The sequence below is a fragment of the Streptomyces sp. G5(2025) genome (assembly GCF_049542075.1).
Lineage (GTDB): Bacteria > Actinomycetota > Actinomycetes > Streptomycetales > Streptomycetaceae > Streptomyces.
This window is the reverse complement of record NZ_JBMUZT010000006.1, coordinates 3,510,327-3,535,773: the sequence shown is the minus strand read 5'-3', so window position 1 is coordinate 3,535,773 and position 25,447 is coordinate 3,510,327. Positions and strand designations below refer to the sequence as shown.

The following is a 25,447-nucleotide window of genomic DNA, read 5'->3' as shown; positions in this document are numbered from 1 at the left end:
TGCGCAAACACCCTCATTGTGACCCGGCGGGACCACGCGCGGGTCAACCGATTGGCTGACCCCCGTGTCGGCCGAGTCACGCGCGGCATCCAGCCGGTACGCCGAGGGGTGCGGGCCGGGACCGGCCACAGGATTGAGGCGAGGCAGAGGAAGGCACCACCCCGCCTCGGTCCCCTCACCCCCCTTCCCCCCAGGAGCCCCCGATGCAGAAGCTCTCCCGCCGGACCCGCGTCCTCACCGGCGCCGTCGCCCTCGCCGCCCTCGGCGCCGGGACCTTCGGTGCCGTCTCCGCCAGCGCCGGCACCCCGGACGCCGCCGCCAAGGCCGCCGTCACCGCCGACGCGGGCGACAAGAACCTCACCCACTCCACGCACCTCACCGTCGCCGCCGCCACCAAGGCCGCGCAGGCCACCCTGGACGCCGCGAAGAAGGAGAACCAGCGCGTCACCGTCGCCGTTGTCGACCGCAACGGCAACACCGTCGTCACCCTGCGCGGCGACGGCGCGGGCCCCCAGTCGTACGAGTCCGCCGAGAAGAAGGCCTACACCGCCGTCTCCTGGAACGCCCCCACCTCCGAGCTCGCCAAGCGCCTGGAGCAGGCCCCGAACCTGAAGGACATCCCCGGCACGCTGTTCCTCGCGGGCGGCGCCCCGGTGACCGCCAAGGGCGCGCCCATCGCGGGCATCGGTGTCGCGGGCGCCCCGAGCGGCGACCTGGACGAGAAGTTCGCGCGGGCGGGCGTGGCGGCCCTCGGCCGCTGAGGGCTGACCAGCCGCGATCCCGGCCCGTACGACGAGGAGAAGGCCCCCCATGAACACCGCCGCCGACCAGCGGCTGCTCGACGCCGCACGGGCCGGGGACACCGCCCGGGCCTCGGTGGCCGCGGGCGCCGACGTCGACGCGCAGGACCACCGTGCCGACAGCCCCCGGCTGGTCACCGGCGTGCCGGGCGGCGTCGCCATGCTGCGCGTCCCGCTGCCCGCGGGGCCCGACCTGACGCCGCGCGACTGTCTCGGCGGCATCTCCGTCACGGGCATCGACGTCGACCACGTCAACGACGCGGGCCGGGCCGCCCTGTTGGAGGCGGTCGGCGAGGCCGGGCGTCGCGCCCGCGGCGAGCAGCGGCTCCACGACCTCCTGGTGCGCGCGGCCGCCGTCGCCGAGGGGCACGGCTCGTGAGGCCCCGACTGACGCGCCGGCCGCGTCCCCGGGCCCCGCTCGCCACCGCCCTCCTGAGCACCGTGCTCCTCGTCGGCTGCGGCACCTCCGGCGACGGCGGTGACAGCGGCGAGGCGTCCGCCGGTCCGCCCCGGGTGACGGCCACCGCCACCCTCCCCGCCGGCCACCGCACCCCCGAAGGCACCCTGCTGGTCGCCGACTTCGGGTCCGACACGGTGACCTTCGTCGACCCGGAGCGCGGGCCCGTCGGCTCCGTCGAGGTGGGTGAGGCCCCTTACGGGCTGGCCGTGGGGGACGACGGCCGTGCCTGGGTGGCGACGGCCGAGGGCGTCGCCGTGGTCGACACCCGTGCCCGTCAGCGCGTCGCCCTCATCCCGTACGAGACGGAGAGCGGGCCGGTGGCCTCGGGCGAGTACCGGGGCGGCGGCATGGGCATCGCCCTCGCGCCCGACGGCGGCCACGCGTATGTGGGCGTCAACGTCCCCGGCGCGCACGGCGTGTTGGAGGTGATCGACACGGACGCGCGGAAGGTGACCCGGGCCGTTCCCGTCGGGCGTCGCCCCTTCGACGTCGACGTGTCCGAGGACGGGCGCGAGGTCTACGCCACCGGTCACGACTCCTTCGACGTGACGGTCGTGCGCACCGACGCCCCGAAGGCGGAGCCGCGCCGGATCGACGTCGCCCCCTACGGGACCGAAGGCGGTCTCGGCTCCTGGCTCAAGCCGCACTACGCCGCCGTGCGGCCCTTCGACGGGCGGCTCCTGCTGCCCTTCGAGGGCGAGCGGCTCGTGGTACTCGATCCGCGCACCGGCGAGTACGACGTCGAGGAGACGACCGCCGGCACGCACCAGCACGGCGTGACGGTCACCGCCGACGGCACGCTGTTCGCGGTCGGCACCGGGCCCATCGACCCGGCCGAGGACGCGGGGCCCTCACTCACCGTCCGGACGGAGGACGGCGAGGAGCGGGCGTACCCGCTGGACGGCCCGCACGAGGACGTCGCCGTCTCGCGGGACGGGCGCACCGCGTACGTCACGGGCGGGTTCACCCGCGACGGCTACTGGAACGGCGTCTCCGTCGTCGACCTCGACAGCGGCGACGTACGCCGACTCGCGGCCGGGCGGCGGCCGTTGGGCATCGCCGTGCTGTGACGCCGGTCCGCCGGGGTCTCAGGGGCGGGCCCGGCCACCCCGAGACCGAACAATTGCCGCATAAGATCACCGGCGTGGACCTGCGATCTCCGGCCGTCCGAGCCGCCACCGTGCCCCGTACCGCCACCGTGCCCCGTACCGTCGCCTGCGCCCTCGCGCTGCTCGTCGCCGTCAGCGGGTGCGGCGGCTCGGGCGTGGACGGCACCCCGGGCGCGAGCGGTGTGCGCGACCCGTACTTCCCGAAACTGGGCAACGGCGGCTACGACGTCACGCACTACGGCCTGACCCTCGGCTACGACCCCGACGGCCGCCACCTCACCGGCACCGCCGAGATCACCGCCCGCGCCGCGAAGAACCTCAGCTCCTTCAACCTCGACCTCAAGGGGCTCGACGTCTCGGCGGTCACCGTCGAGGGCAAGGCGGCCCGGTTCCAGCGCGCGGGCCAGGAGCTGCGGATCCGCCCGGCCGACGAGCTCGACCGGGGCGAGACGTTCGTGGCGACCGTCCGCTACTCCGGCACCCCGGAGACCATCACCGACGCGGACGGCTCCGAGGAGGGCTGGCTCAAGACGGCGGACGGCGCGCTCGCGCTCGGCCAGCCGGCCGGCTCCATGGCGTGGTTCCCCGGCAACCACCACCCGAGCGACAAGGCGTCGTACGACATAGAGGTCACCGTGCCCAAGGGGCTGACGGCCGTCTCCAACGGCGAGCTGACGCGCGAGTCGACCAAGAACGGCCGCACCACCTTCGCCTGGCACAGCGCCGAACCCATGGCGAGCTACCTGGCGACCGTGGCCGTCGGTAAGTACGAGATGAAGACGACGGCGACGGAGGACGGGCTGCCCGTCATCACGGCCGTCGACCCCTCGCAGGCGAAGGCGAGCAAGAAGGTCCTCGCGAAGATCCCGGACATCCTGGAGTGGGCGGAGTACAACTTCGGGCCGTACCCGTTCTCCTCGGCCGGCGCGATCGTCGACCGCGAGGAGGACGCCGCGTACGCCCTGGAGACGCAGACCCGTCCCGTCTTCCCCGGCGCCCCGGAGACCGCACTCGTCGTCCACGAGCTGGCCCACCAGTGGTTCGGCGACTCCGTCACGCCCAGATCCTGGCGCGACATGTGGCTCAACGAAGGCTTCGCGACGTACGCGGAGTGGCTGTACGAGGAGGACCAGGGCGGCGACAGCGCGCAGGACGTCTTCGACGCGCTGTACGAGGGCGACTACTACGAGGACGACGCGGACAACGAGGCGATCTGGGCCTTCCCGCCCGCCCGGCCCACGGACGCCGCGCACATCTCGGACGCCCCGGTCTACGAGCGCGGCGCGATGGTCATCCACAAGATCCGCCGGGCGGTGGGCGACGACGCGTTCTACGACATCGTGCAGGGCTGGGCGAAGACGTACCGGCACAAGAACGCGGACACCCGGGACTTCACCGAGTACGTCGAGGAGCACGCGGGCAGCGACGAGGCGCGCGGGAAGGTCGGCCGGATCTGGGGCGACTGGCTGTACGGCGACGGCAAGCCCGACCGCCCCTGAGGCAGGGCCGGGCCGCTGACACCGCCCCGGCAGGGGCGCGGGGGACTGCGCGCTCAGCCGGGGCGGGCTAGCGGGCCTTGCGCCACTCGGCGATCAGGGTCCAGAGCCAGGCACTGGACGCGCCCACGTAACAGGCGACCCAGCCGGACGAGGGGCCCGCTTCGAGCGCCTCGTCGACGGCGAGGACACCGAACACCACGGCCACCGCCGCCGCGCGGTACATCTTGTTCCGGGCGAGCCGCTGCCGCTTGCGGGGGCCGTCGGCGAGCCGCATGGCGTAGACCTCGACGTCACCGAAGGCGTCCTCGGCGCGCTCGCCGTCCGCCCCGCCGAGATGCTGCCGGGCCTCCCGCACATGACCGCGCGCCTCGGCGGCCGGCATGGCGTGCCGCCCGCGCAGCAGCCCTTCGAGCCGCGCCAGCCACTGCTCGTCGTCGGCGGGCGGGCGCGGTGCGAGCCGGCGGTCGAGGACGGCTTCGGGGAACGCGTAGGCCCCGACGGTCCAGGCGACGCAGCCCGCCATCAGCACCGGCACGGGCACCTCGAACAGCCGCTCGGCGGGCGCGGTGGCGGCGACGGCGGACCCGCCCGCGACGGCGCAGACGGCTCCGGCGACGAAGCCCCACATGCCCCGGACGCGTCCGGCGCCACGGGCGACGAAGGCGAGGGCGACGAGTGACACGGCGGCCACGACCGTCGCGCACCCGGCGGCCGAAGCCCAGCTCCCCGTCACCCACAGCCCGTCCTCGATCCAGTACAGGGCGCACAGGACGAACCCGACGAACCCGAGCGTCCCGAAGGCGGCGCAGAGGGACTCACCGGGCGTCAGGCCGCGCGCGTCGGCCCTGGCCCGGTACTCCTCGCTGACGCGTTCGGCGGCGACGGCGGACGCGTAGGCCTCCGGGGCGCCGAGCACCTCCTGCGCGGGCAGCCCCGCCTCGTGCACCATCTGATGGGCCTCGGCGAGCACCTCCTCGGCGAGCCCGACGGGCACGTCGTGGTCGAACGCGAGCCGTACGTGGACGGTGTCGGCCCACTCCTGGTCCTCCTCGCGGGCCCAGACGAGGTCAGTCGTACGTGTCTTGCCCACTGTCGTCCCCCTTGCCGAGGAGCGAGGCGACGGTCCGGGTGAAGTCACCCCACGCGGCCTGGTCACGCCGCAGCCTCGCCCGCCCCTCCTCGGTGATCCGGTAGTACTTCCGCCCGGGGCCGCCGTCGCCGGCGCCCCACTCGACCTCGACGGCGCCTTCCTCTTCGAGGCGCGCGAGGGCGGGGTAGAGCGTGGCGGGTTTGACGCCGTCGAGCCCCGCGTCGGCGAGATGGCCGAGCAGGGCGTAGCCGTAGCTCTTCTCCTCGCTGTCGAGGACGCCGAGCAGGCACAGGGGCAGCGCGGCGCGGGTCCATGCGGTGACGACGACCACGGTCGCCCTCCCCTCGCTCTTCCTGGTGACGGACTATTACGGAAACCATACTAGAGGCCCATGGGTCCGCTCACGCCAGAGGGCCCCGGCGTGGATGCCGGGGCCCTCTGGGAAATCAGCGTGCGCTGGTGGCGACGTCCGGTCAGACGTTCACACCGAAGTCCTGGGCGATGCCGACCAGGCCCGAGGCGTAGCCCTGGCCGACCGCGCGGAACTTCCACTCCGCGCCGTTGCGGTACAGCTCGCCGAAGACCATGGCGGTCTCGGTCGCGGCGTCCTCGGAGAGGTCGTAACGGGCGATCTCCGTGCCGCCGGCCTGGTTGATGATGCGGATGAACGCGTTCCGCACCTGGCCGAAGTTCTGCGAGCGGTTCTCCGCGTCGTAGATCGAGACCGGGAAGACGATCTTCTCGATGTCGGCCGGCAGACCCGCCAGGTTGACGTTGATCTGCTCGTCGTCGCCCTCGCCCTGGCCCGTGACGTTGTCACCGGTGTGGACGATGGTCTGGTCCGGCGTCGCCTTGTTGTTGAAGAAGACGAAGTGCTGGTCGGAGTAGACCTTGCCCTGCGTGTTCACCGCGATCGCGGAGGCGTCCAGGTCGAAGTCGGTGCCGGTGGTGGTACGGACGTCCCAGCCGAGCCCCACGGTGACGGCGGTCAGGCCCGGAGCCTCCTTGGTGAGCGAGACGTTGCCACCCTTGGACAGGCTTACTGCCATTGTTGGGAGTCCCTTCCCTCGTTTACGACGCACCGCGTGAAAGTCAGTGCGTACGGGCTTCGTACTGGGGACGAAGCTACCTTCACCGGTACCAACGCCGACCGAGGTCCCGAAGGTTCCGCATGGCTTTGCTTTCTTTACCCGGGGTGATGGGGAGGAGTGCGGGAAAAGGGTGTGACGTGAGCCCGACAGACGCGGGACCATGGGGTCATGTCCGGTCCCCATCTCATCCGCGGCTCCGTCTCCCTGCCCGAGGCCGAGCTCATCTGGCGTTTCTCGCGGTCGTCCGGGCCGGGCGGTCAGCACGTCAATACCAGTGACACCCAGGTGGAGCTGCGGTTCGACCTCGCGAACACCGACGCGCTGCCCGAGGTGTGGAAGCGGCGGGCCCTGGAGCGGCTCGCCTCCCGGCTCGTCGACGGCGTCATCAGCGTACGAGCCAGCGAGCACCGGTCCCAGTGGCGGAACCGGGAGATGGCCGCCACCCGGCTGACCGCCCTGCTCGCCGAGGTCACCGCCCCGCCGCCGAAGCCGCGGCGCGCGACCAAGGTCCCGCGGGGCATCAACGAACGCAGGCTGCGGAACAAGAAGCAGCGCGGCGAGACGAAGCGGGGCAGGTCCGGGCAAGGCTGGGGCTAGGGCCCCGACAGCGGCCCGGGGAACTGCGCGAGCAACCACAAAGAAGCCGCAGACGCGTCTGCCGGGACCTCGGCAGTTGCGACTGCGGCTTCTCGCGGGCTGAGCGCGCAGTTCCCCGCGACCCTGAGGGGCGCTCAGCCCAGCTGCCGATACCGCCCCCGGAAGTACAGCAGCGGGCCCCCCTCACCACTCGGCAGCGACGCGCTCAGCACGCGGCCGATCACCAGCGTGTGATCGCCCGCCGCCACCGTCTGCTCCGTACGGCACTCCAAGGTCGACAGCGCGCCGCCGATCAGCGGCGCGCCCGACTCCGTACCCCGTACGTAGGGGATGTCCTCGAAGAGCAGCCGGTCGCTGATGCGGCCCTTCATCGCGAAGCGGCCCGCGATGTGCCGCTGGCCCTCGGCGAGCACCGAGACCGCCCACAGCGGCTGCTCGGCGAGCAGGTCGTCCATCCGGGAGCCCTCGCGCAGGCTCACCATGACCAGGGGCGGGTCCAGGGAGACGGACAGGAAGGCGGTCGCCGTCATGCCCACCTCCTCGCCCGCGGGCGCGCCCGGGTCGTCGGGGTCCAGGCCCGGCTCGCGCGCCGTCACCAGGACCACGCCCGCCGCCAGGCGGGACATCGCCGCGCGGAACTCGTCGTTGCTCACCCCATCAGCATGCCCACCCGGTGACGGGTGACGGGAGGTAGGCGGGGCCGGGGGAGCCGGGGGAGTCTTCAATACGTGAGCCACGGGACGACGCTAGCCCGGACAGCCCCCGCGCCACATCGGCCCCGCGGCCGAGACCGGTCCTAGGACCGAGGGCCGAGAAGAGTGGCACGCGGTGCCGCGCGGGGCGGTGGACCAGACCAAGGGACTGGACCAACGGCGGCGCCCCATCTGTGACTTGAGTCACAGGACCCATATTTTGTTGACCCTGTGTACCGAGTGGGCAGCTCGCTGTGATTCAGTGACGGTGGCAATAAGACACTGAGGGCACAAGGGCACAGAAAGACACTGCGGGCGCCGCGCATCCTGGATTGCTGTCGAGGTCTCGGGGAGAACGAGCATGGAGACCGAGTCGGAGCCGTACGTCCGTCTTGCGACCTTGCGGCAGCTGCATCAGGTGGTAGCGGAGCTGAACACCGCCCGGAGCCTGGCGGACACGCTGCAGACCGTCGCCGACGGCGTCGTCAACGGCCTTGGCTATGAACTGGCCTGCGTCAACCTCGTGCGCCCGGACGGCGATCTCGTCGTCGCCGCCTTCGCGGGCAACCCTTCCGCCGAGGCCCTGATCACCGGACGCGTCGGCTCCCGTGACGCCTGGGAGCGCCGCCTCGCCATGGGTGAGCCGTGGGGCGCCCTGCGCTTCATCTCGTACACCGAGGGCTGGGTCCTCGACGACGACGACGTCCCGCAGTGGTACACCGAGGGCCCCGAGCCCCGCTTCGAGGACGAGTGGCACCCCGCCGACCGCCTCTTCGCCCCCATGTACGCGACCGGCGCGGCCGGCGGCGAGCTGCTCGGCGTGATCTCCGTGGACCGGCCGCGCAACGGCCGCAGGCCCGGCGCCTGGGGCCGCGAGGCCCTCCAGATGTACGCGTTCCAGGCCGCCATCGCGATCAGCAACGCCCGGCTGCGCGCCAACATGCAGCGCGCCCTGGTCCGCCTGGAGCGCGAGCAGCAGGCACTGCGGGCCAGCGAGGAGTCCTTCCGGCAGGCCTTCGAGTACGCCCCCTCCGGCATGGCCATCGCCGAGATGGGCGGCGACCAGCACGGGCGGCTCCTGCGGACGAACGACGCCCTGTGCCGCCTTCTCGGCCGCCCCGCCTCCGCCATGCGGCGCTACTCCTTCTCCGACCTCGTCCACCCCGAGGACATCGGCACGCTCCTGCGCACCTCCGCCGAGGGCGGCCGGGCCGAGCTGCGCCTCGCGCGGCGCGACGGGACGTATGTGTGGGTGTCCTTGCGCAACTCCGTCGTCGCGGACGCCGCCGACGGGCCCCGGTTCCTGCTCACGCACGTCGAGGACATCGAGGAGCGCAAGCGCCGCGAGCTCCAGCTCGCCCACCGGGCCAGCCATGACTCGCTCACCGGGCTGCCCAACTCCGCCGAGCTGCGGGCCCGGCTCGGCGCCCGCCTGTGCCGCAGGCCGCACGCGGGGCGGCCCAGCGCAGTCGACTCCCTCGACGCCGCCTACGAACACGGCTTCGACTTCGGGCACGCCTCGCTCCAGCAGGACGAGGGCTTCGACCACCACGTCCACACGGTCGCCCCCGAGGAGGGGGAGGTGGACGACGGGACCAAGGGGCTCGCGGTCCTCTTCTGCGACCTCGACGGCTTCAAGTCGATCAACGACCGCTTCGGGCACCACACCGGCGACGCCGTCCTCATCGAGGTGGCGAGAAGGCTCACCAGCGGGGTGCGCGACGGGGACACCGTGGCGCGGCTCGGCGGTGACGAGTTCGTCGTCCTCGCCGACGGCCTCGGCCGCGCCGACGCCCAGGACCTCGCGGTCCGGCTGCGGAACGCGATCATCCCGCCGATCCGCGTCGACGGCAGGGCGGTGCGGGTGGGCGCCAGTTTCGGCATCGGCTGGGCGCACTGCGGGATGTCGGCGGACGAAGTGTTGCACTCCGCCGACCAGCGGATGTACGTGGAGAAACGCTCCCGTGCCAAGCAGCAGCGGCGGGCCGGCTGACGGTATCGATGAGGTCAACGCCACCCGGTGGGCCCAGCCGGACCGGGTAGGCTCCCCGCGTCAGCGATGCGAGGGAGTGACCTGGGAATGACGCCCGGCAATAACGGCGAGAACACGCCGAGCGCGCCGCAGGGCGACGACGATCCGTTCGGCTACCTGTACGAGGACGGACAGGCGGCCGGCGCGACCCCGCCGGGCGGTGGGGGCGGCTATGGGTACCCGGGTCCCCGCTCCTCGTACCACCACGTACGGGCGGTCGGTGACCGGCGTCCGGCGTACGGCCAGGGCCAGGCGGCGCAGCCGACGTACGGCCAGCAGGTCCCGCAGCCGCAGCCGCAGCAGGGCTACGGCCGGCCGAACCCCCACTACACCGCGCCCGAGGCGCAGCCCGCCGGCGCGCCCGTCACCTCGCCGCAGTACACGCCCGCGGGCGGTGGCGGCGGCCGCGGCCGGGGGCCCAACACCAAGGGGCTGCTGATAGCCGCCATCGCGGTGGTGGCCGTCGTCGCCATCGGCATCGGCGCCGCCATGCTCTTCGGCGGCAAGGACGAGGACAAGGGCGGCGACGCGCAGGCCGGCGGCAAGCCGTCGCAGGCCACGTCCGTCGAGCCCAGCGAGAAGCCGGCCAAGAAGCCGAAGGAGAAGACGGAGCTGCCGAAGACGGACGCGAAGGCCCTGAAGCTGGAGGGCGGCACCACGACGGCGTCCGACGTGCCGGGCGCCAAGGCCGACGGCGGGATGTACGTCGCCGGGTTCGACAAGGTCGGCGCCCAGGTGACGTGGACGGTCAACGGCATCCCGAAGGACGGCGCATACACGCTCTTCGTGGGCTATGGCGTACCGGGCAAGGCCGCTGAGACCACGTTGACGGTGAACGGCAGCCAGTCCGAGCGCAAGGTCAACATGGACAACTTCGCCCGCGCGGCGGAGGGCGCCTGGGACAAGGGCTGGACGAAGACCTACGTCTATGTCGAGCTGTCCAAGGGCACCAACACGCTCACGGTCTCCTGCGAGCAGGGTGACCAGTGCAACGCCAACCTGGATCAGTTCTGGCTGAAGGCCGGGCACGTGACGAGCTGACCGCGCGAACGCGAACCGCGAGGCGAGGGGCTCGACCGGGATTCCCGGTCGGGCCCCTCGCGCGTGAGCGGGTCGCGGTGAGCTGGTGGAGCGACGTACTCAAGCGAGGAGGCGCTGGAAGCGGGCCGTTGTCTCTGCCATCGCCTCTCGGGCGTGAGTCAGGTACTTGCGCGGGTCGACGCCCCCCGGGTCGCCTTTCAGGTACGCGCGCACCTCCCCCGTGAACGCCGCGTTGAGCGCCGTGCCCACGTTGATCTTCACCATGCCGGAGGCGACGGCTCGGCGGATCTCGTTGTCCGGGACGCCACTTGAGCCGTGCAGGACCAGGGGGACCGGTACCGCGGCGCGCAGGGACGCGATCAACTCGTGGTCCAGGGATGCCGTTCGCTCCGTCATCGCGTGTGAGGAGCCGACGGCCACCGCGAGTGCGTCCACGCCCGTGTCGGCGACGTACGCGGCCGCCTCCGCCGGGTCCGTGCGCACCCCGGGCGCGTGCGCGTCCAGCGGCGGCTCGCCCTCCTTGCCGCCCACCTCGCCCAGTTCGGCCTCGATCCACATGCCCCGCTCGTGGCCCCAGCGCACCGCGTCCGCCGTCGCCTTCACGTTCTCGCCGTACGCCAGTTTCGACGCGTCGAACATGACGGAGCTGAAGCCCTCCGGGTGCGCGGCGCGCAGCAGTTCGACGTCGGTGACGTGGTCCAGGTGGAGGGCGAGGCGGGCCGGGGAGGCGTGGGCGACCGCCGCCGTCGCCGCCGCGATCGCCGACAGCCGGCCGCCGTGGAACTTCACCGCGTTCTGAGAGACCTGGAGGATCGCCGGGGTGCCCGCGCGCTCGGCGCCCAGCGCGATCGCCTCCGCGTGCTCCAGGGTGATGACGTTGAACGCCGCGACGCCATGGCCCGCCGCGCGGGCCTGTTCGACGAGTTCGCCGGTGCTGACCAGTGGCACGGTGCTCCCCAGTTCCCGGGGCCCTGCGCCCCGTTGTGCGGTGCGGATACGGCTCTTGGTGGGCGCTGTGTCAGGCTGCCGCGGGGCGGCCGGTCACCGTGACCCGTGCCAGCAGGTCCTCGTACGTCGCCCGGTCGAACTCGCCCGCCACCGGGGCCGCCACGGTCGCCGCCGACAGGGCCAGGGCGCGTGCCAGCCGGTCCGGCCAGGGCAGGCCCTCGGCGAGCCCGGAGAGCAGCCCGGCGACCGCCGAGTCGCCCGCGCCCGTGGGGTTGCCGCGCACCGGGGCCGGGGGCCGCGCCTGCCAGCCGCCGTCCGGGGTGAGGGCGACCAGACCGTCCGCGCCGAGCGAGGCGACCACGGCGTGCGCGCCCCTGCGGCGGGCGTCGCGGGTGGCCCGCGCGGGCTCGTGGGAGCCGGTCAGCTCGGCGAGTTCCTCGGCGTTGGGCTTGATGATGTCGGGCCGGGCCGCGACCGCGCGGCGCAGCGGCTCGCCGCTGGTGTCGAGCAGCACCGGGACGTGGGCGGCGCGCGCGGCGCGTACGAGGAGGGCGTACGCGCCGACGGGGACGCCGGGCGGCAGGCTGCCGCAGAGCGCGACCGCCGTGGTGCCCGGGCGGTGCACCAACTCCTCGTAGGAGTCCAGGAAGGCGGCCCACTCGGCGGGGGTGACGGCCGGGCCCGGTTCGTTGAGCTGGGTGGTGTCGCCGGTCGCCGCGTCGGCCACGGCGAGGGTGCGGCGCGTGGCGCCGGCGATGGGGGCGAACGCGACCGTCACGCGCGGCTCGTCGGCCAGGCGTTCGCGCAGGACGCGTCCGGTGTCGCCGCCCGCGAAGCCGGTGACGGTCACGTCGTGGCCGAGGGCGGCGAGGACGCGGGCGACGTTCACGCCCTTGCCGCCGGGGCGTTCGATCACCTCGGTGACGCGGTGGGTGGTGTGCGGGGTGAGGGCGGGCACGCGGTAGGTGAGGTCGAGCGCCGCGTTCAACGTGACGGTGAGCATCACTCGTACCACCCCCGAAGTGCCTGTGCGCTGCCGCTCTTTCGCCGGTTCTGATCATGCCAAACAGAAGGCGGTTGGCCCAGGGGTGAGGGCCAACCGCCTCGCGCTCACACGGGGCTGACCACCCATTCGCCCTTGCGCATGACACCCTTGAGGTCGAAGGACGCGTCCAGGACCACGAGGTCCGCGTCCTTGCCCGGCTCCAGGGAGCCCACGGTGTCCTCCATTCCCAGGAGCCTCGCCGGGTTGGCGCACAGGGCGCGGACGGTGTCCTCCACGGAGATGCCGTCGACGGTCACCGAGCGCTTGAAGGCGCGGTCCAGGGTGAGCGTGGAGCCCGCGATCGAGCCGCCCTCGACGAGCCGCGCCACGCTGTCCTTCACCTCGACCTCCAGCGGGCCGAGCATGTACCGGCCGTCGCCGAAGCCCGCCGCGTCCATCGCGTCCGTGATGAACGCGACGCGGTCGGCGCCCGCGCGGTGGAAGGCCAGCTCCAGGGCGGCCGGGTGCAGATGCGTGCCGTCGTTGATCAGTTCGACGGTGATCCGCTCGTCCTCCAGGAGGGCGGCGATGGGGCCGGGCGCGCGGTGGCCGAGGCCCGGCATCGCGTTGTAGAGGTGGGTGGCGACGGTGGCGCCCGCGTCGATGGCCTCCACCGTCTGCTCGTACGTGGCGTCGGTGTGCCCGATGGCCGCGATGACGCCGTGCTCGGCGAGTAGGCGCACGGAGTCGAGGCCGCCGGGCAGTTCGGTGGCGAGGGTGAGCATCTTCGCCCGGCCGCGGGCCGCGTCGATCAGCTTGCGCACGTCCGCGGGGTCGGGGTGGCGCAGCAGGTCCTCGCTGTGCGCGCCCTTGCGGCACGGCGAGATGAAGGGGCCCTCGAAGTGGATGCCGGCGATGTCGCCCTGCTCGGCCAGCTCGCTCAGGAGTCCGGCGCGCTCGGCGAGGAAGTCCATCTCGCCGGTGACGGTGGAGGCGACAAGGGTGGTCGTGCCGTGCAGGCGGTGCGTGTGGACGCCCTTGAGTACGTCCCCCACGGTGCCGGAGGTGAAGGAGGCGCCGCCGCCGCCGTGGTTGTGGATGTCGACGAAGCCGGGGACCACCCAGTGGCCGGTGAGGTCGAGGGTGTCGGCGTGCGGTTGCGCTTGCGCGTCGGCTGGGGCGTTCTCGGCGATGCGGGTGCCGTCCACGGTCACGCGGCCGTCGGGGACGGTTCCGGTGGGCAGTACCACCTGGGCACCGGCGAGAACCTTGCGAGTGGCCATCAGGCGGTTACCTCCGGGGGGTCGATGTCCGCTGGGTGTGCGGGGGCTGCCGGCTCGTCGAGGAGGTCCCAGGCGAGCAGGCCCGCGCCCAGGCACCCGGCGGTGTCGCCGAGGGCCGCGGGCACGATCTCCGGCAGCGTCTGGAACTGGACGACGCGCGCCGCGACGGCGGCCCGCAGCGGCGTGAACAAGGTTTCCCCCGCCTCGGCCAGACCGCCACCGATGATCAGGGTGCGCGGGTCCAGCAGAGTGAGGGCGGTGAGCAGGCCGTCGGCCAGGGCGTCGACGGCGTCGCGCCAGACCTCCTGGGCCCTCGGGTCGCCGGACTCCACGGCCTTGGCGCAGTCCGCGGCGTCCGCCTCGGGGTCGCCGCTCGCCTCGGCCCACGCCGTGCTCACCGCGGACGCGGAGGCCAGGCGTTCCAGGCAGCCGCGCTGGCCGCAGCCGCAGGGCGGGCCGCCGGGGCGTACGACGATGTGGCCGATCTCCCCGGCCGAGCCGTGGGCGCCGGGTTCTATGGCGCCGCCGATGCCGATGGCTCCCGCGATGCCGGTGCCCAGGGGCACGAACAGGAAGCGGTCGGCGTCCTTGCCCGCGCCGAGGCGGCCCTCGGCGAGGCCGCCGGTGCGCACGTCGTGGCCGAGGGCCACGGGGACGCCTGCCAGGCGGGCGCTGAGGAGGTCCCGCAGGGGGACGTCGCTCCAGCCGAGGTTGGCCGCGTAGACCGCGATGCCGCGGGCGGCGTCGACGATGCCGGGCACGGCGACGCCGGCCGCCGCGGCGGGTTCGCCGAGGTGGGCGATGCCGTGGGCGCGGAGGTCCGCGGCGAAGTCGAGGATGGACGCGACGACCGCCTCGGGGCCGCGGTCGCGGCCCGTCGGGCGGCGGGCCTCGTGCAGCAGGGTGCCGTCCGCCCCTACCAGGGCGGCCTTCATTCCGGTGCCGCCCACATCGAGGGCGATGACGTGTCTCACGGATACAGTCTCGCCCGTCACCCCTTGAAAGGTCTAGTCCACCTGGGTGGCGGGCGGGTGAGGCGTGGCAGTAGATGCTGCTGTCATATGACTCCCGCAAGTATGCGAAATGGACGATTTGCCGCAAAAGCCGCCATGCGAAAGAACGAATCCCTGTTCCGGCCGTGTGGGACGGCCAGGTCGAGCGTTTGACCCTGCGCGTTCGTCCCGGACTCCCGGACTCCCTACAGCCAGAGGTGGATCCATGCTGAGACTCTCCGCAGGCAGCGGCCGCTTCCGTATCCGTCTGACGCTCGGGTTCGTGCTCGCCGTCATGGCCTGCACCTCCGCCGCGGCACCCGGCGCGCCGCCCCCGGCACCGGAACCGGCGGCGAAGGACACGCCCGCCAAGGGCTTCCCGATGCGCATCGTCGCGTACGTGGCCAACAGCGGCTCCGGGACCGTCTCCTCCTTCGACGTCCGCCTGGAGCGGCCCGTCGCCACCACGACGGTGGGCAGCGGACCGACCGGCGTGGGCGCGGCCCCCGACGGCTCGCACGTGTACGTGGCCAACGGCCTGTCCGACTCGGTCACCTTCATCGAGACGGCCAGCCGCAAAGCCGTGGCGACGGTGCCGGTCGGGTCCTATCCGTTCTCGGCCTCTCCGAGCCGTGACGGGCGGTGGGTGCTCGCGGCGAACTGGGGCAGCGGCAACGTCTCCGTCATCGACACGGCCGGCCAGAAGGTCATCGCGACGCCCGCGACGGGCGAACTCCCGCACAGCGTCGCCACGTTGCCCGACGGGACCGCCTACGTCACCAACAGCGGCAGCAACAACGTCACCGTCCTGTCCAGGGGACATGAGCCCGTGGCCCGGATTCCCGTGGGCGACTTCCCCAGCGGGATCACCGCCACGGTCAAGGGGGACAGGGTCTACGTCGCCAACACGGGCTCCGGGACGGTCTCCGTCATCGACCCGGCCACCCGCAAGGTGACGGCCACCTGGCCGGCCGGCAAGGCCCCGCTCGGCCTGGGCGTCAGCCCCGACGGACAGCGGCTGTACGCCGCGGACTCCGGGGCCGACGTACTCCTTGTCATCGACACCGCGACCGGTGGTGTCCTTTCCGAGGTGCCCGTGGGCAAGACACCGCAGGGCGTGGCGGTCAGCCCGGGCGGCAGCCGGGTCTGGGTCACCAACGAGGACTCCGACACGGTTTCGGTGATCGACCCGGGACTCGCGAAGGTACGCACGACCCTGCGCACCGGCCATCAGCCGGAGGGCATCGCCATCACTCCCAGGTGAGTGGGCGGGGCACGGCGGCATGAGTCGCCGCCCTGCCCCTGTACCCCTGCCCCCGTACCCCGCCGCCGTACCCCTAGCTCAAAATCACGCTGCGGGTGAGGTTTTTGGGGCGGTCCGGGTCGAAGCCGTGGGATTCGGCCAGGGCCACCGCGAGGCGCTGGGCGCGGATCAGGTCGGCCAGTGGGTCCGCGTCCTGGCGGGCGACGAGTTCGCCGCCGACCCGGGCCACGTCACCGGCGAGACCCTCCGGCAGCGTGCCGAACATCCACGCCACGCGGCCGGGGCCCGTGATGGAGATCGGCCCGTGGCGGTACTCCATCGCCGGGTACGCCTCCGTCCACGCCCCCGCCGCCTCCCGCATCTTCAGCGCCGCCTCCAGCGCGAGACCGTACGTCCAGCCGCGCCCCAGGAACGTCCACTGCTCCGCCCCGAGCACCGCCGCCGGCAGCGGCTCCGTCACCGCGAGCTCCGCGTCGACCGCCGCCTCGGCCACCGGCTTCACGCCGGGCACGTCACCGAGCCCGGCCCGCAGGAAGGCGAGCGCGGTCGTCGCGAAGCGCGTCTGGACGACCGACTCCTCGTCCGCCCAGTCCAGGACCGCCACGGTGTCGGCCGCGTCCATGACCGGGGTCTTCGGGTCGGCGGTCAGCGCGAGCGTCGGGACCGAGCCCTTGAGCCGCCCGAGCAGCTCAAGCACCTCCGTCGTCGTACCGGAGCGGGTGATCGCGACCACCCGGTCGTAGCGCCGCCCGGCCGGGAACTCCGAGGAGGCGAAGGCGTCCGTCTCGCCCTGTCCCGCCGCCTCGCGCAGCGCCGCGTACGCGATGGCCATGAACCATGAGGTCCCGCACCCGGTGACGGCGACCCGCTCACCCGGCTGCGGCAGCCCCGTGAAGGAGGCCGCCGCCTCCGCCGCCCGGTGCCAACAGGCGGGCTGAGTGGCTATTTCTGCTGCGGTACGCGACATGCGGCAAGGCTCCTCGTCGTGCGGGACGTGAACGTGTCGTGCTTAGCAGGCCGGGGACGGGGCTGCAATGGGTGCCCGTGGGCGTCCGTGGGCGTCCGTTGCACAAGTGATACTGGGCTGGTGTAGACCTTGTGTTCGGACCCGGGGGAAACTCGGGGGAAAATCGCAGTTCGACAGCGGTGGGGCGCACCGGCCCCGGTACGCGAAAGCAATGAGGGTGGGACAGCTGTGCAGCGGCGCGTGACAGGACTGACCGCGGCGGTGGCCGCACTGGGCATGGCGGGCGTGCTCGCCGGCTGCGGTGGTCCCGGCGACTCCGGCGACGTCACCCTCAAGCTGGTGGCCGCCGACTACGGCGACTCCGCGGCCAACAGTTCCAAGAAGTACTGGGACAAGCTCAGCAAGGCCTTCGAGGCCGAGAACCCCGGCATCAAGGTCGACGTCACCGTCCTGTCCTGGAACGACGTGGACCGCGAGGTCAAGGAGATGGTCAAGAAGGGCGACGCCCCCGACCTGGCGCAGATCGGCGCGTACGCCGACTACGCCGCGCAGGGCAAGCTCTACGAGGCCGACGAACTGCTCTCCATCGCCACCCAGGCCGACTTCATGACCCCGCTCGCCCAGGCCGGCGAGGTCAAGCGCATCCAGTACGGCATGCCGTTCGCCTCCTCCACGCGCCTGCTCTTCTACAACACCAAGCTCTTCAAGGACGCCGGTCTCACCCCGCCGCAGAGCTGGAGCCAGCTCCAGGCCGCCGCGAAGGCCCTCAAGGCGCGCGGCGTGAAGATCCCGTACGCGCTGCCGCTGGGCCCCGAGGAGGCGCCCGCCGAGACGCTGATGTGGATGCTGAGCGGCGGCGGCGGTTACACCGACAACGTCGGCTCGTACGACATCGACTCCAAGCAGAACGCCAAGACGTTCGCCTGGCTCCGGGACGAGCTGGTCGGCAAGGGGCTGACCGGGCCGAAGGCGCCCGGTCAGATGAACCGCGCCGACGCGTTCGCGGCGTTCTCGCGCGGGGAGGTCGGGATGCTCAACGGCCACCCGACGCTGATGAAGATGGCCGCGAAGAAGGGCGTGAAATTCGGCATGGTGCCGGCGCCCGGCGTCAACGGCAAGGCGAAGGCCACGATGGGTGTCGCCGACTGGATGATGGCGTTCAAGCAGAACGGTCACCGCAAGGAGGCCGGCAAGTTCCTCGACTTCGTCTACAGCAAGAAGAACGTGCTCGACTTCTCCAACGAGTACGACATCCTGCCCGTGACGACCTCCGCGTTCGACCAGATGTCCAAGGACCGCGGCCACACCGAGCTGGGCAAGTTCCTCAAGGAGCTGCCGACCTCCCAGCTCTACCCGGTGGGCAAGACGTCGTGGGCGCAGGTCTCGGCCGACATCAAGAACAACATCGGCAAGACGGTCACCGAGAACGGCAACCCGTCCATGATCCTCGGCCAGATCCAGAACAAGGCGGCGACCGCGGAGGACGCGGAATAACGTGACGGCATGACCGAAGAGGAACTGTCCGAGCGGGACCGTGCCGTCCTCGCCCTGGAGCGGCGCGACTGGCCGGGGCCCGGCGCGAAGGAACGCGCCGTCCGCGAGGAGCTGGGCATGGTCCCCGTGCGCTACTACCAGCTCCTGAACGCCCTTCTCGACGACCCCCGGGCCCTCGCGCACGACCCGATTACGGTCAATCGGCTGCGCCGGGTGCGGGAGTCGCGGCGCGAGGAGCGCTGACGCGGTTAAGGTCGGGCCCATGGGTGACCCTACGTACGCGCAGCCCGACCGGCACGGGCGTCCCGCACTGCCGGAGCCCGTGACGGCGGCGGGCCGTGACGGTCTCGCCGCGTTTCTCGCGCGGCCCGAACGGGCCGTCGTGGCCCTCGACTTCGACGGCACGCTCGCCCCGATCGTCGCCGACCCCGAGCAGGCCCGCGCCCACCCGGACGCCGTGCCCGCGCTCGCCGCCCTCGCCCCGCGCCTGCGGTCCGCCGCGGTGGTCACGGGCCGCCCGGCGGGCGTCGCCGTGCGCTACGGCGGCTTCGCGGGCGTGCCCGGCCTGGAACAGCTGGTGGTCCTCGGGCACTACGGCGCCGAGCGCTGGGACGCGGTCACCGGCACCGTCCAGGCCGCCGAGGCGCATCCCGGCGTCGCGGCCGTCCGCGCCGAACTGCCCGGGTTCCTGGACACGATCGGCGCGTGGCGCGGCACGTGGATCGAGGAGAAGGGCCGCGCCGTCGCCGTCCACACGCGCCGCGCGCAGGACCCGCAGGCTGCCTACGACACGCTGCGCGCACCGCTCGCCGAACTGGCGGCCCGGCACGGCCTGATCGTCGAACCGGGCCGCATGGTCCTCGAACTGCGCCCCCCGGGCATGGACAAGGGCGTGGCCCTCGCCGCGTACCTGCGCGAGGTCGGCGCGGAGTCCGTGCTCTACGCGGGCGACGACCTGGGCGACCTCCCCGCCTTCGCCGCGGTGGAGAAACTCCGCGCGGACGGCGTCGCGGGCCTCCTGGTGTGCAGCGGCAGCGCGGAGGTGACGGAACTCTCCGACCGCGCCGACCTGGTGGTGGACGGCCCGGCGGGAGTGGTGAACCTGCTCGCCTCCCTCACCGCCGGCCTGCCCGGGGCCTGACCGCGCGAGACGCTCACTGTCGGACCGCGTCAGCGCGACGGCCCGTACAAGAAAGGCCCCCGGATGGCGATGTGGACGGCGCATTCATGACGAGGCCCCAGCGGAGCGCGCGCCGATACGGCGGTGGGGTCTGGGCCGTGGTGGTCTGTCTGGCGGTCCTGACCGGCTGCTCCGAGGACGGGGGCGGGGCGGACGGCGCCGGCCGGGGGGCACGCCCGACGGCCGCCGGGAGTTCGTCCGCGGGCGGTGATGAGGAGTTCGGCGAGCGGGTGAGGAAGGCTCTGGGCACGGAGTCGATCGACGACAGTGATCCCCTGTTCGTCGAGTCCGGACTCGAACGCGTCGGCGACGGAATCCATGCCCGGCCGAAGCTGCGGCCGGGCACGGTGTACGAGGTCGTCGTCGCCTGCGCGGGGAAGGGACGGATCGATCTGTCGATCGCCGGGAAGGGCCCCACGCACCGCACCGTCGACTGCGACGGGGTCCCCACCACCGCGCGCACCACAGGCGCGCGGGACGAGCTGCGCCTCGACGCCACCGGTCGGTCCGGCGCCGCCGGCATGGTCGGGTGGCGTATCAGCGAAGTGGCGGGAGGGGCGGGCTAGGCGGCGTCGCCCGTCAGGGCGTGGAGCTGGTCCAGGAACCACCGGGTCGGGGGCAGTGCCGTCGCCGCCGCCGTGAGGCGTTTCGTGCGTTCGGCGCGCTCGCCGGGTGGCATCGAAAGACCGGCGTGCAGCGCCTCCGCCGTGGCCGAGATGTCGTAGGGGTTCACCCCCAGCGCGTCCTCACCCAGCTCCTCGTACGCCCCCGCCTCCCGCGAGAGCACCAGCGCGCAGCCCTCGTCGGAGACCACCGGGACCTCCTTCGCGACGAGGTTCATGCCGTCGCGGATGGGGTTGACCAGCGCCACGTCCGCGAGGCGGTACGCCGCGAGCGAGCGGGCGAAGTCGTCGTCGACGTGGAGGAGCACCGGGGTCCAGCCGGGCGTACCGAACTCCGCGTTGATCTGCTCCGCGACGCGCGAGACCTCCGCCGTGTAGTCCCGGTACACCGCGAGGTCCTGCCGCGACGGGTAGGCGAACGCGACGTGGACGACCCGCTCGCGCCACTCGGGGCGGGTCTCCAGCAGCTCCCGGTAGGCGTGCAGGCCGCGCACGATGTTCTTGGACAGCTCGGTCCTGTCCACCCGCACGATCGTCTTGCGGCCCTCGCCCACCTGCCCCCGCAGCGTCGCCATCCGCTCCTCGACGTCCTCGCGCCGCGAGCGCTCCCGCAGGAAGTCCGCGTCGGCGCCGAGCCCGTGCACCCCGATCCGCGTGCCGGACGTGCCGCCGAGCACGCGCACACAGCACTCCGTGAACGCGTCCGCCCACCGCCCCGTCAGGAACCCGAGGCGGTCCGCGCCGAGCATGCCGCGCAGCACCTGTTCGGCCACGTCGTCCGGCAGCATCCGGAAGTAGTCGGCCGGCGCCCACGGGGTGTGCGAGAAGTGGCCGATCCGCAGGTCCTCGCGCAGCTCGCGCAGCATGCCCGGCACCAGCGTGAGGTGGTAGTCCTGCACGACGACCGCCGCGCCGGGCGCCGCCTCGGCCGCCAGCGCCTCGGCGAACGCGCGGTTGTACGTCTCGTACGCCTCCCACTGCGCGCGGAACTCCGGGCCGAAGACCGGTTCCAGGGGCGTCTGGTAGAGCATGTGGTGCACGAACCACAGGACCGAGTTGGCGATGCCGTTGTACGCGGCGGCGTGCACGCCCTCGCGTGAGCCCGCGTCGATGTCGAGCATCCGCACGCCCGGCTCACCGACGCCGCGCCGCACCGCCTCCCGGTCGCCCTCGCCGAGCGCCGCGCACACCCACAGAGCGTCCGCCTCGTCGCCGATGGCGCTCAGTCCGGAGACGAGGCCGCCGCCGCCGCGCTTGGCCGTCAGCTCACCGTCCTTCCCCACTGTGTACGAGACGGGGCCGCGGTTGGACGCGACGAGTACCTGCGCTGCTGCTGACTTAGCCGGATCGGACACCATGTGCCAAAACGTAGCCCGTCCGGGCGGCGGGCAAACGTATGGTCCCGGCCGCTCACGCCACGCGTCGGTGCGCGTACTCCGCGACGCCGGTCATGGGCGGCCGTTCCTCGGTGTCCACCGCGTGGGTGCGTGGCGTGAACCCGCCCTCTCCTCGCTCGAACTGCGTCAGCTCGGGCCGTACGAGATGCCCGCGCGCGAGCCGCACCTGCGCCGTCCGGTAGATCGCCGCCGCCATCCGCCCGAGCGCCTGCCCGTCCTGGTGGCGGTGCTTGCGCACCCCGACGTCGACCTGCGCCAGCGCGTCCAGGCCCACCGTGTGCAGCGCGTCCACGAGCAGCCCCAGCTCCACGCCGTACCCGACGGGGAACGGCAGCCGCTCCAGGAGGGACCGGCGGGCCGCGTACTCACCGCCGAGCGGCTGCACGAAACCGGCCAGCCGCGGCCAGTGCATGTTCAGTAGCGGCCGCGCCATCAGCTCCGTCACCCGGCCGCCCTGCCCGGCGGCCTCGCCGAGCGGCCGGTCGTACATGGCCTTGACGAACGCCACGTCGGGGTCGGTCAGCAGCGGGCCGACGATCCCCGAGACGAAGTCGGCGGAGAACTCCCGCAGGTCCGCGTCGACGAACGCCACGATGTCGCCGCCCGTCACCAGCAGCGAGCGCCACAGCACCTCGCCCTTGCCGGGCAGCGGCGCGATCCGCGGCAGGATCTCGTCCCGGTGGACGACCTTGGCGCCGGCCTCGCCGGCCACCTCGGCCGTACGGTCCGACGAGCCGGAGTCGATCACCACCAGTTCGTCGACGAGCGGGGCGCGCTCCATCAGCGCGCGGCGGATCTCGGCGACGATCGCGCCGACCGTCTCCTGTTCGTCGAGGGCGGGCAGCACGACGCTCACCGTCGCGCCGGACGCGCGCTTGGCGGCGACGAGGCGGTCCAAGGGGCGGTCGGCGACCGACCAGGAACGCCTGTTCAGCCAGCGCTCGACCTCTTCCAGCACGGTCAGGGTCCTCCCATATGTGATCCATCTCGCGGTTCGGACGACTATCTCAAGGGTCCAGGGCTTCGGTTACAGTCTTGAACAACGCCGGTGACCATCGCATGTCGGGGTCGCCGCAGCATGATCTACAACTGAAACCCACAATCGAATACCGCTCATCCAGAGGGGCAGAGGGATACGGCCCGTTGAAGCCCCGGCAACCCTCCCGCCGACCGCGAGGTCACGGTGGGGAAGGTGCCAATTCCGTCTCGCGGCGAGATGCGTCGCGAGGAAGATGAGGAGAAAGGGCCTCGCCTCCATGGCTGTGCAGACTGTCGCCACCGAACGCACCACCCCTTCCGTCGACCTCGGCCCCGCGTCCGGCCTCTCGTGCCGTGAGTGCGGCACCCGCTTCCCGCTGGGCCCGATCTTCGCCTGCGCCGAGTGTTTCGGCCCCCTCGAAGTCGCGTACGACCTGCCCCTCGGCGACCCGGAAGCCCTCCGCGAGCGCATCGAGGCCGGACCCGCCAACATCTGGCGTTACGCCCCGCTGCTCCCCGTCCCCGCCGACGTCGCCGACAAGCCGAACCTCAACCCCGGCTGGACCAAGCTCGTCAAGGCCGACAACCTCGCGCGGGAACTCGGCGTCGAACAGGGCAAGTTGTTCGTCAAGGACGACTCCGGCAACCCCACGCACTCCTTCAAGGACCGTGTCGTCGCGCAGGCGCTGGAGGCGGCCAGGGCCTTCGGCTTCACCACGCTCTCCTGCTCCTCCACCGGCAACCTCGCGGGCGCCGTCGGCGCCGCCGCCGCCCGCGCGGGCTTCCGCTCCTGCGTGTTCATCCCGCACGACCTGGAGCAGGGCAAGGTCGTCATGGCCGCGGTCTACGGCGGCGAGCTCGTCGGCATCGAGGGCAACTACGACGACGTGAACCGCTTCTGCTCCGAACTGATCGGCGACCCGCTGGGCGAGGGCTGGGGCTTCGTCAACGTCAACCTCCGGCCGTACTACGGCGAGGGCTCCAAGACCCTCGCGTACGAGATCTGCGAGCAGCTGGGGTGGGAGCTGCCCGACCAGCTCGTCATCCCGATCGCCTCCGGGTCGCAGCTCACGAAGATCGACAAGGGTCTGAAGGAGCTGATCGCGCTCGGTCTCGTGGCGGACAAGCCCTACAAGATCTTCGGTGCGCAGGCGGAGGGGTGTTCGCCGGTCTCGGCCGCCTTCAAGGCCGGTCACGACGTGGTGCGCCCCCAGAAGCCGAACACCATCGCCAAGTCGCTGGCCATCGGCAACCCCGCCGACGGGCCGTACGTGCTCGACATCGCGCGCCGCACGGGCGGGGCGGTGGAGGACGTGAACGACGAGCAGGTCGTCGACGCCATCAAGCTCCTGGCGCGGACCGAAGGCATCTTCGCGGAGACCGCCGGAGGTGTCACGGTGGGCGTCACGAAGAAGCTGATCGAGGCGGGGCTCATCGACCCGGCGCTCACCACGGTGGTGCTGAACACCGGGGACGGCCTGAAGACGCTGGACGCCGTCGCCGAGACCTCGCAGGCCACCGCGACGATCAAGCCGAGCCTTGAGGCGTTCCGCTCCGCGGGCTTGGCCGGTTAGCCGCCGTAGGGCCTGAGCTCTCCTTTCCGGCTGCGGGGCCGTCGTGGCTGGTCGCGCAGTTCCCCGCGCCCCTTCCAGGGGCGCCCACTCCACGTATCCCAGAGGTGAACCCCATGAGCGTCAACGTCCGGATTCCCACCATCCTTCGTACCTACACCGGCGGGCAGGCCGAGGTGGCCGCCGAGGGGGCGACCCTCGGGGAGGTCATCGCCGACCTGGAGAAGAACCACACCGGCATCGCCGCCCGCGTCCTGGACGACCAGGGCAAGCTGCGCCGCTTCGTGAACGTGTACGTCAACGACGACGACGTCCGCTTCGAGCAGGGCCTGGAGACGGCCACCCCGGACGGCGCGGGCGTGTCGATCATTCCGGCGGTCGCCGGCGGATGATCTGCCGGTGATCTGCTGCTGATGTGCTGGTGATCCGTTTCTGCAACTTCCCTGCGTAACCTGAATTGCCCTCTCCCGCTGACAAACGGAGGGGGCAATTCTGCATGGTTGAGCGCGGTACAGTTGGGAATCCTGTTTCGCCGTTTGTGCCGAGCGCATATACGAAGTCGGCCCGGAGCCGACAAGAAGCAGCCAAAGCGAGCCGCCCTTTTGAGCCCTTCGTGGCATTTGTCGGGCCCGACTTGCCCTGAATCCTGGTGGACACTCCGTATATCGCCGATCCGGCATGCCCAGAATTCTCGTCCGATTGACCTGTTGCAGAGGGCAGTTGGACAGATACATTCAGCGGCGGTCGACGCGTTCCGGCGCACACCCCCATCCATTGGCGGGTGAGGTCTGACCCGGGTCCGCGAAGTGCGGTCCTGTGCAAGGGCCAGTAATAGGGGAGTTAGGCATGGCTCAGGGCACCGTCAAGTGGTTCAACGCGGAGAAGGGGTACGGCTTCATCGCGGTCGACGGTGGTGCGGATGTTTTCGTCCACTACAGCGCGATCCAGATGGACGGCTACCGCACCCTTGAAGAAGGTCAGCGAGTCGAGTTCGAGATCTCGCAGGGCCAGAAGGGTCCACAGGCGGACATGGTCAAGCTCGCCGTCTAGCTCGGCGCGATCGACCACCGAAGCAAGCATCGCGAGGGGTCCGTATCCCACTGGGGTACGGGCCCCTCGTGTGCGCCCGCGCGCCCGCGGGTAGGGACGGGCGCGCCCGCGGGTAGGGGCGGGTGGGTCCGGATCGCGCCCCCCGGATCCGGGAGAGGCGCTTGCACTCGCAGGGGTCGAGTGCTAATCATTGGGCTTAGCACTCTCCCAGTGAGAGTGACAGAACTTGGATCGGGTCGGTGAGGTCCGCGGGCCGCGTGGGGCAAGGAACCACACGGTGCGCAGTCCGTCCGTCGCGGGCACC

The 25,447-nt window shown here is 72.2% G+C and carries 26 protein-coding genes and 1 riboswitch; of the genes, 15 read left to right on the top strand and 11 right to left on the bottom strand.

Annotation, left to right across the window (positions count from 1 at the left end):
* Positions 1–203 precede the first annotated feature (203 nt).
* From ACOBQB_RS26800 to ACOBQB_RS26785, 4 genes are all read left to right on the top strand, one after another.
* The gene (locus ACOBQB_RS26800) at positions 204–761 is read left to right on the top strand and encodes a GlcG/HbpS family heme-binding protein (protein WP_423595030.1); all 558 of its coding nucleotides are present in this window, start codon (positions 204–206) and stop codon (positions 759–761) included.
* A gap of 49 nt (positions 762–810) precedes the next feature.
* Entirely contained in the window at positions 811–1,179 is a 369-nt protein-coding gene (locus ACOBQB_RS26795; RefSeq protein WP_423595028.1) for a hypothetical protein, read from the top strand.
* Positions 1,176–2,330: a hypothetical protein gene (locus ACOBQB_RS26790; RefSeq protein WP_423595026.1), complete on the top strand. Its 1,155-nt coding sequence runs from the start codon at positions 1,176–1,178 to the stop codon at positions 2,328–2,330. Before ACOBQB_RS26795 ends, ACOBQB_RS26790 begins: the two co-directional genes overlap by 4 nt.
* A gap of 74 nt (positions 2,331–2,404) precedes the next feature.
* Positions 2,405–3,868 (top strand): M1 family metallopeptidase, encoded by a 1,464-nt coding sequence (locus ACOBQB_RS26785; RefSeq protein ID WP_423595024.1) that lies wholly within the window; start codon positions 2,405–2,407, stop codon positions 3,866–3,868.
* A 67-nt stretch (positions 3,869–3,935) separates the two neighbouring features.
* Here ACOBQB_RS26785 and ACOBQB_RS26780 read toward each other — a convergent pair whose 3' ends face one another.
* The 3 genes from ACOBQB_RS26780 to ACOBQB_RS26770 form a co-directional block, all read right to left on the bottom strand.
* Positions 3,936–4,958 (bottom strand): hypothetical protein, encoded by a 1,023-nt coding sequence (locus ACOBQB_RS26780; protein WP_423595022.1) that lies wholly within the window; start codon positions 4,956–4,958, stop codon positions 3,936–3,938.
* The gene (locus ACOBQB_RS26775) at positions 4,936–5,289 is read right to left on the bottom strand and encodes a PadR family transcriptional regulator (RefSeq protein WP_423595020.1); all 354 of its coding nucleotides are present in this window, start codon (positions 5,287–5,289) and stop codon (positions 4,936–4,938) included. Before ACOBQB_RS26775 ends, ACOBQB_RS26780 begins: the two co-directional genes overlap by 23 nt.
* A 142-nt stretch (positions 5,290–5,431) precedes the next feature.
* Positions 5,432–6,007, bottom strand: a complete 576-nt coding sequence (locus ACOBQB_RS26770) for a TerD family protein (RefSeq protein ID WP_359645620.1) — start codon at positions 6,005–6,007, stop codon at positions 5,432–5,434.
* 210 nt (positions 6,008–6,217) lie between these two features.
* Here ACOBQB_RS26770 and arfB point away from each other — a divergent pair, with 210 nt between their 5' ends.
* Positions 6,218–6,646 carry an alternative ribosome rescue aminoacyl-tRNA hydrolase ArfB gene (arfB, locus tag ACOBQB_RS26765; protein WP_423595018.1) on the top strand — a complete coding sequence of 143 codons (429 nt, stop codon included), beginning with the start codon at positions 6,218–6,220 and terminating at the stop codon, positions 6,644–6,646.
* A gap of 134 nt (positions 6,647–6,780) precedes the next feature.
* Here the strand turns inward: arfB and ACOBQB_RS26760 are convergent, their stop codons facing one another.
* Positions 6,781–7,272, bottom strand: a complete 492-nt coding sequence (locus tag ACOBQB_RS26760) for a flavin reductase family protein (protein WP_423598782.1) — start codon at positions 7,270–7,272, stop codon at positions 6,781–6,783.
* 427 nt (positions 7,273–7,699) lie between these two features.
* Between ACOBQB_RS26760 and cdgB the strand changes: the two genes are divergently transcribed.
* A complete protein-coding gene (gene cdgB, locus ACOBQB_RS26755) occupies positions 7,700–9,331 on the top strand; it encodes a diguanylate cyclase CdgB (RefSeq protein ID WP_423595016.1) in 1,632 nt (543 codons plus the stop codon).
* An 87-nt stretch (positions 9,332–9,418) separates the two neighbouring features.
* Complete coding sequence (locus ACOBQB_RS26750) at positions 9,419–10,411, top strand: carbohydrate-binding protein (protein ID WP_423595014.1); 993 nt, start codon at positions 9,419–9,421, stop codon at positions 10,409–10,411.
* A 99-nt stretch (positions 10,412–10,510) separates the two neighbouring features.
* Here ACOBQB_RS26750 and ACOBQB_RS26745 read toward each other — a convergent pair whose 3' ends face one another.
* The 4 genes from ACOBQB_RS26745 to ACOBQB_RS26730 form a co-directional block, all read right to left on the bottom strand.
* Positions 10,511–11,359: a class II fructose-bisphosphate aldolase gene (locus tag ACOBQB_RS26745; protein ID WP_423595012.1), complete on the bottom strand. Its 849-nt coding sequence runs from the start codon at positions 11,357–11,359 to the stop codon at positions 10,511–10,513.
* Between the two features lie 70 nt (positions 11,360–11,429).
* Complete coding sequence (locus ACOBQB_RS26740) at positions 11,430–12,365, bottom strand: 1-phosphofructokinase family hexose kinase (protein WP_423595010.1); 936 nt, start codon at positions 12,363–12,365, stop codon at positions 11,430–11,432.
* A 104-nt stretch (positions 12,366–12,469) separates the two neighbouring features.
* Positions 12,470–13,627: an N-acetylglucosamine-6-phosphate deacetylase gene (gene nagA, locus ACOBQB_RS26735; protein WP_423595008.1), complete on the bottom strand. Its 1,158-nt coding sequence runs from the start codon at positions 13,625–13,627 to the stop codon at positions 12,470–12,472.
* Positions 13,627–14,601: an ROK family protein gene (locus tag ACOBQB_RS26730; RefSeq protein WP_423595006.1), complete on the bottom strand. Its 975-nt coding sequence runs from the start codon at positions 14,599–14,601 to the stop codon at positions 13,627–13,629. Before ACOBQB_RS26730 ends, nagA begins: the two co-directional genes overlap by 1 nt.
* A gap of 244 nt (positions 14,602–14,845) precedes the next feature.
* On the opposite strand from ACOBQB_RS26730, the gene ACOBQB_RS26725 reads away from it, so the two are divergent.
* On the top strand, positions 14,846–15,883 hold the full coding sequence (locus tag ACOBQB_RS26725) for a beta-propeller fold lactonase family protein (RefSeq protein ID WP_423595004.1): 1,038 nt from the start codon (positions 14,846–14,848) through the stop codon (positions 15,881–15,883).
* A 73-nt stretch (positions 15,884–15,956) separates the two neighbouring features.
* Here ACOBQB_RS26725 and ACOBQB_RS26720 read toward each other — a convergent pair whose 3' ends face one another.
* Entirely contained in the window at positions 15,957–16,850 is an 894-nt protein-coding gene (locus tag ACOBQB_RS26720) for an SIS domain-containing protein (RefSeq protein WP_423595002.1), read from the bottom strand.
* 276 nt (positions 16,851–17,126) lie between these two features.
* Between ACOBQB_RS26720 and ACOBQB_RS26715 the strand changes: the two genes are divergently transcribed.
* From ACOBQB_RS26715 to ACOBQB_RS26700, 4 genes are all read left to right on the top strand, one after another.
* Positions 17,127–18,344, top strand: a complete 1,218-nt coding sequence (locus ACOBQB_RS26715) for an ABC transporter substrate-binding protein (RefSeq protein WP_423598780.1) — start codon at positions 17,127–17,129, stop codon at positions 18,342–18,344.
* A gap of 9 nt (positions 18,345–18,353) precedes the next feature.
* Positions 18,354–18,587, top strand: coding sequence for a DUF3263 domain-containing protein (locus ACOBQB_RS26710; RefSeq protein ID WP_223775346.1), 234 nt, complete (start codon positions 18,354–18,356; stop codon positions 18,585–18,587).
* 19 nt (positions 18,588–18,606) lie between these two features.
* Positions 18,607–19,485, top strand: coding sequence for a trehalose-phosphatase (otsB, locus tag ACOBQB_RS26705; RefSeq protein ID WP_423595000.1), 879 nt, complete (start codon positions 18,607–18,609; stop codon positions 19,483–19,485).
* An 86-nt stretch (positions 19,486–19,571) separates the two neighbouring features.
* On the top strand, positions 19,572–20,090 hold the full coding sequence (locus ACOBQB_RS26700) for a hypothetical protein (protein WP_423594998.1): 519 nt from the start codon (positions 19,572–19,574) through the stop codon (positions 20,088–20,090).
* On the opposite strand, the gene ACOBQB_RS26695 is transcribed toward ACOBQB_RS26700, so the two are convergent.
* A complete protein-coding gene (locus tag ACOBQB_RS26695) occupies positions 20,087–21,505 on the bottom strand; it encodes an alpha,alpha-trehalose-phosphate synthase (UDP-forming) (RefSeq protein WP_423594996.1) in 1,419 nt (472 codons plus the stop codon). The two genes, ACOBQB_RS26700 and ACOBQB_RS26695, sit on opposite strands and share 4 nt — an antisense overlap.
* Positions 21,506–21,557: 52 nt before the next feature.
* Entirely contained in the window at positions 21,558–22,502 is a 945-nt protein-coding gene (locus ACOBQB_RS26690) for a glucosyl-3-phosphoglycerate synthase (RefSeq protein WP_423594994.1), read from the bottom strand.
* A gap of 152 nt (positions 22,503–22,654) precedes the next feature.
* Positions 22,655–22,783: riboswitch (SAM riboswitch) on the top strand.
* Positions 22,784–22,800: 17 nt separating this feature from the next.
* Here ACOBQB_RS26690 and thrC point away from each other — a divergent pair.
* From thrC to ACOBQB_RS26675, 3 genes are all read left to right on the top strand, one after another.
* Positions 22,801–24,096 carry a threonine synthase gene (gene thrC, locus ACOBQB_RS26685; RefSeq protein ID WP_423594992.1) on the top strand — a complete coding sequence of 432 codons (1,296 nt, stop codon included), beginning with the start codon at positions 22,801–22,803 and terminating at the stop codon, positions 24,094–24,096.
* Between the two features lie 113 nt (positions 24,097–24,209).
* Entirely contained in the window at positions 24,210–24,485 is a 276-nt protein-coding gene (locus tag ACOBQB_RS26680; protein WP_128432056.1) for a ubiquitin-like small modifier protein 1, read from the top strand.
* Between the two features lie 454 nt (positions 24,486–24,939).
* Positions 24,940–25,143 carry a cold-shock protein gene (locus ACOBQB_RS26675; RefSeq protein WP_005315736.1) on the top strand — a complete coding sequence of 68 codons (204 nt, stop codon included), beginning with the start codon at positions 24,940–24,942 and terminating at the stop codon, positions 25,141–25,143.
* Positions 25,144–25,447 lie beyond the last annotated feature (304 nt).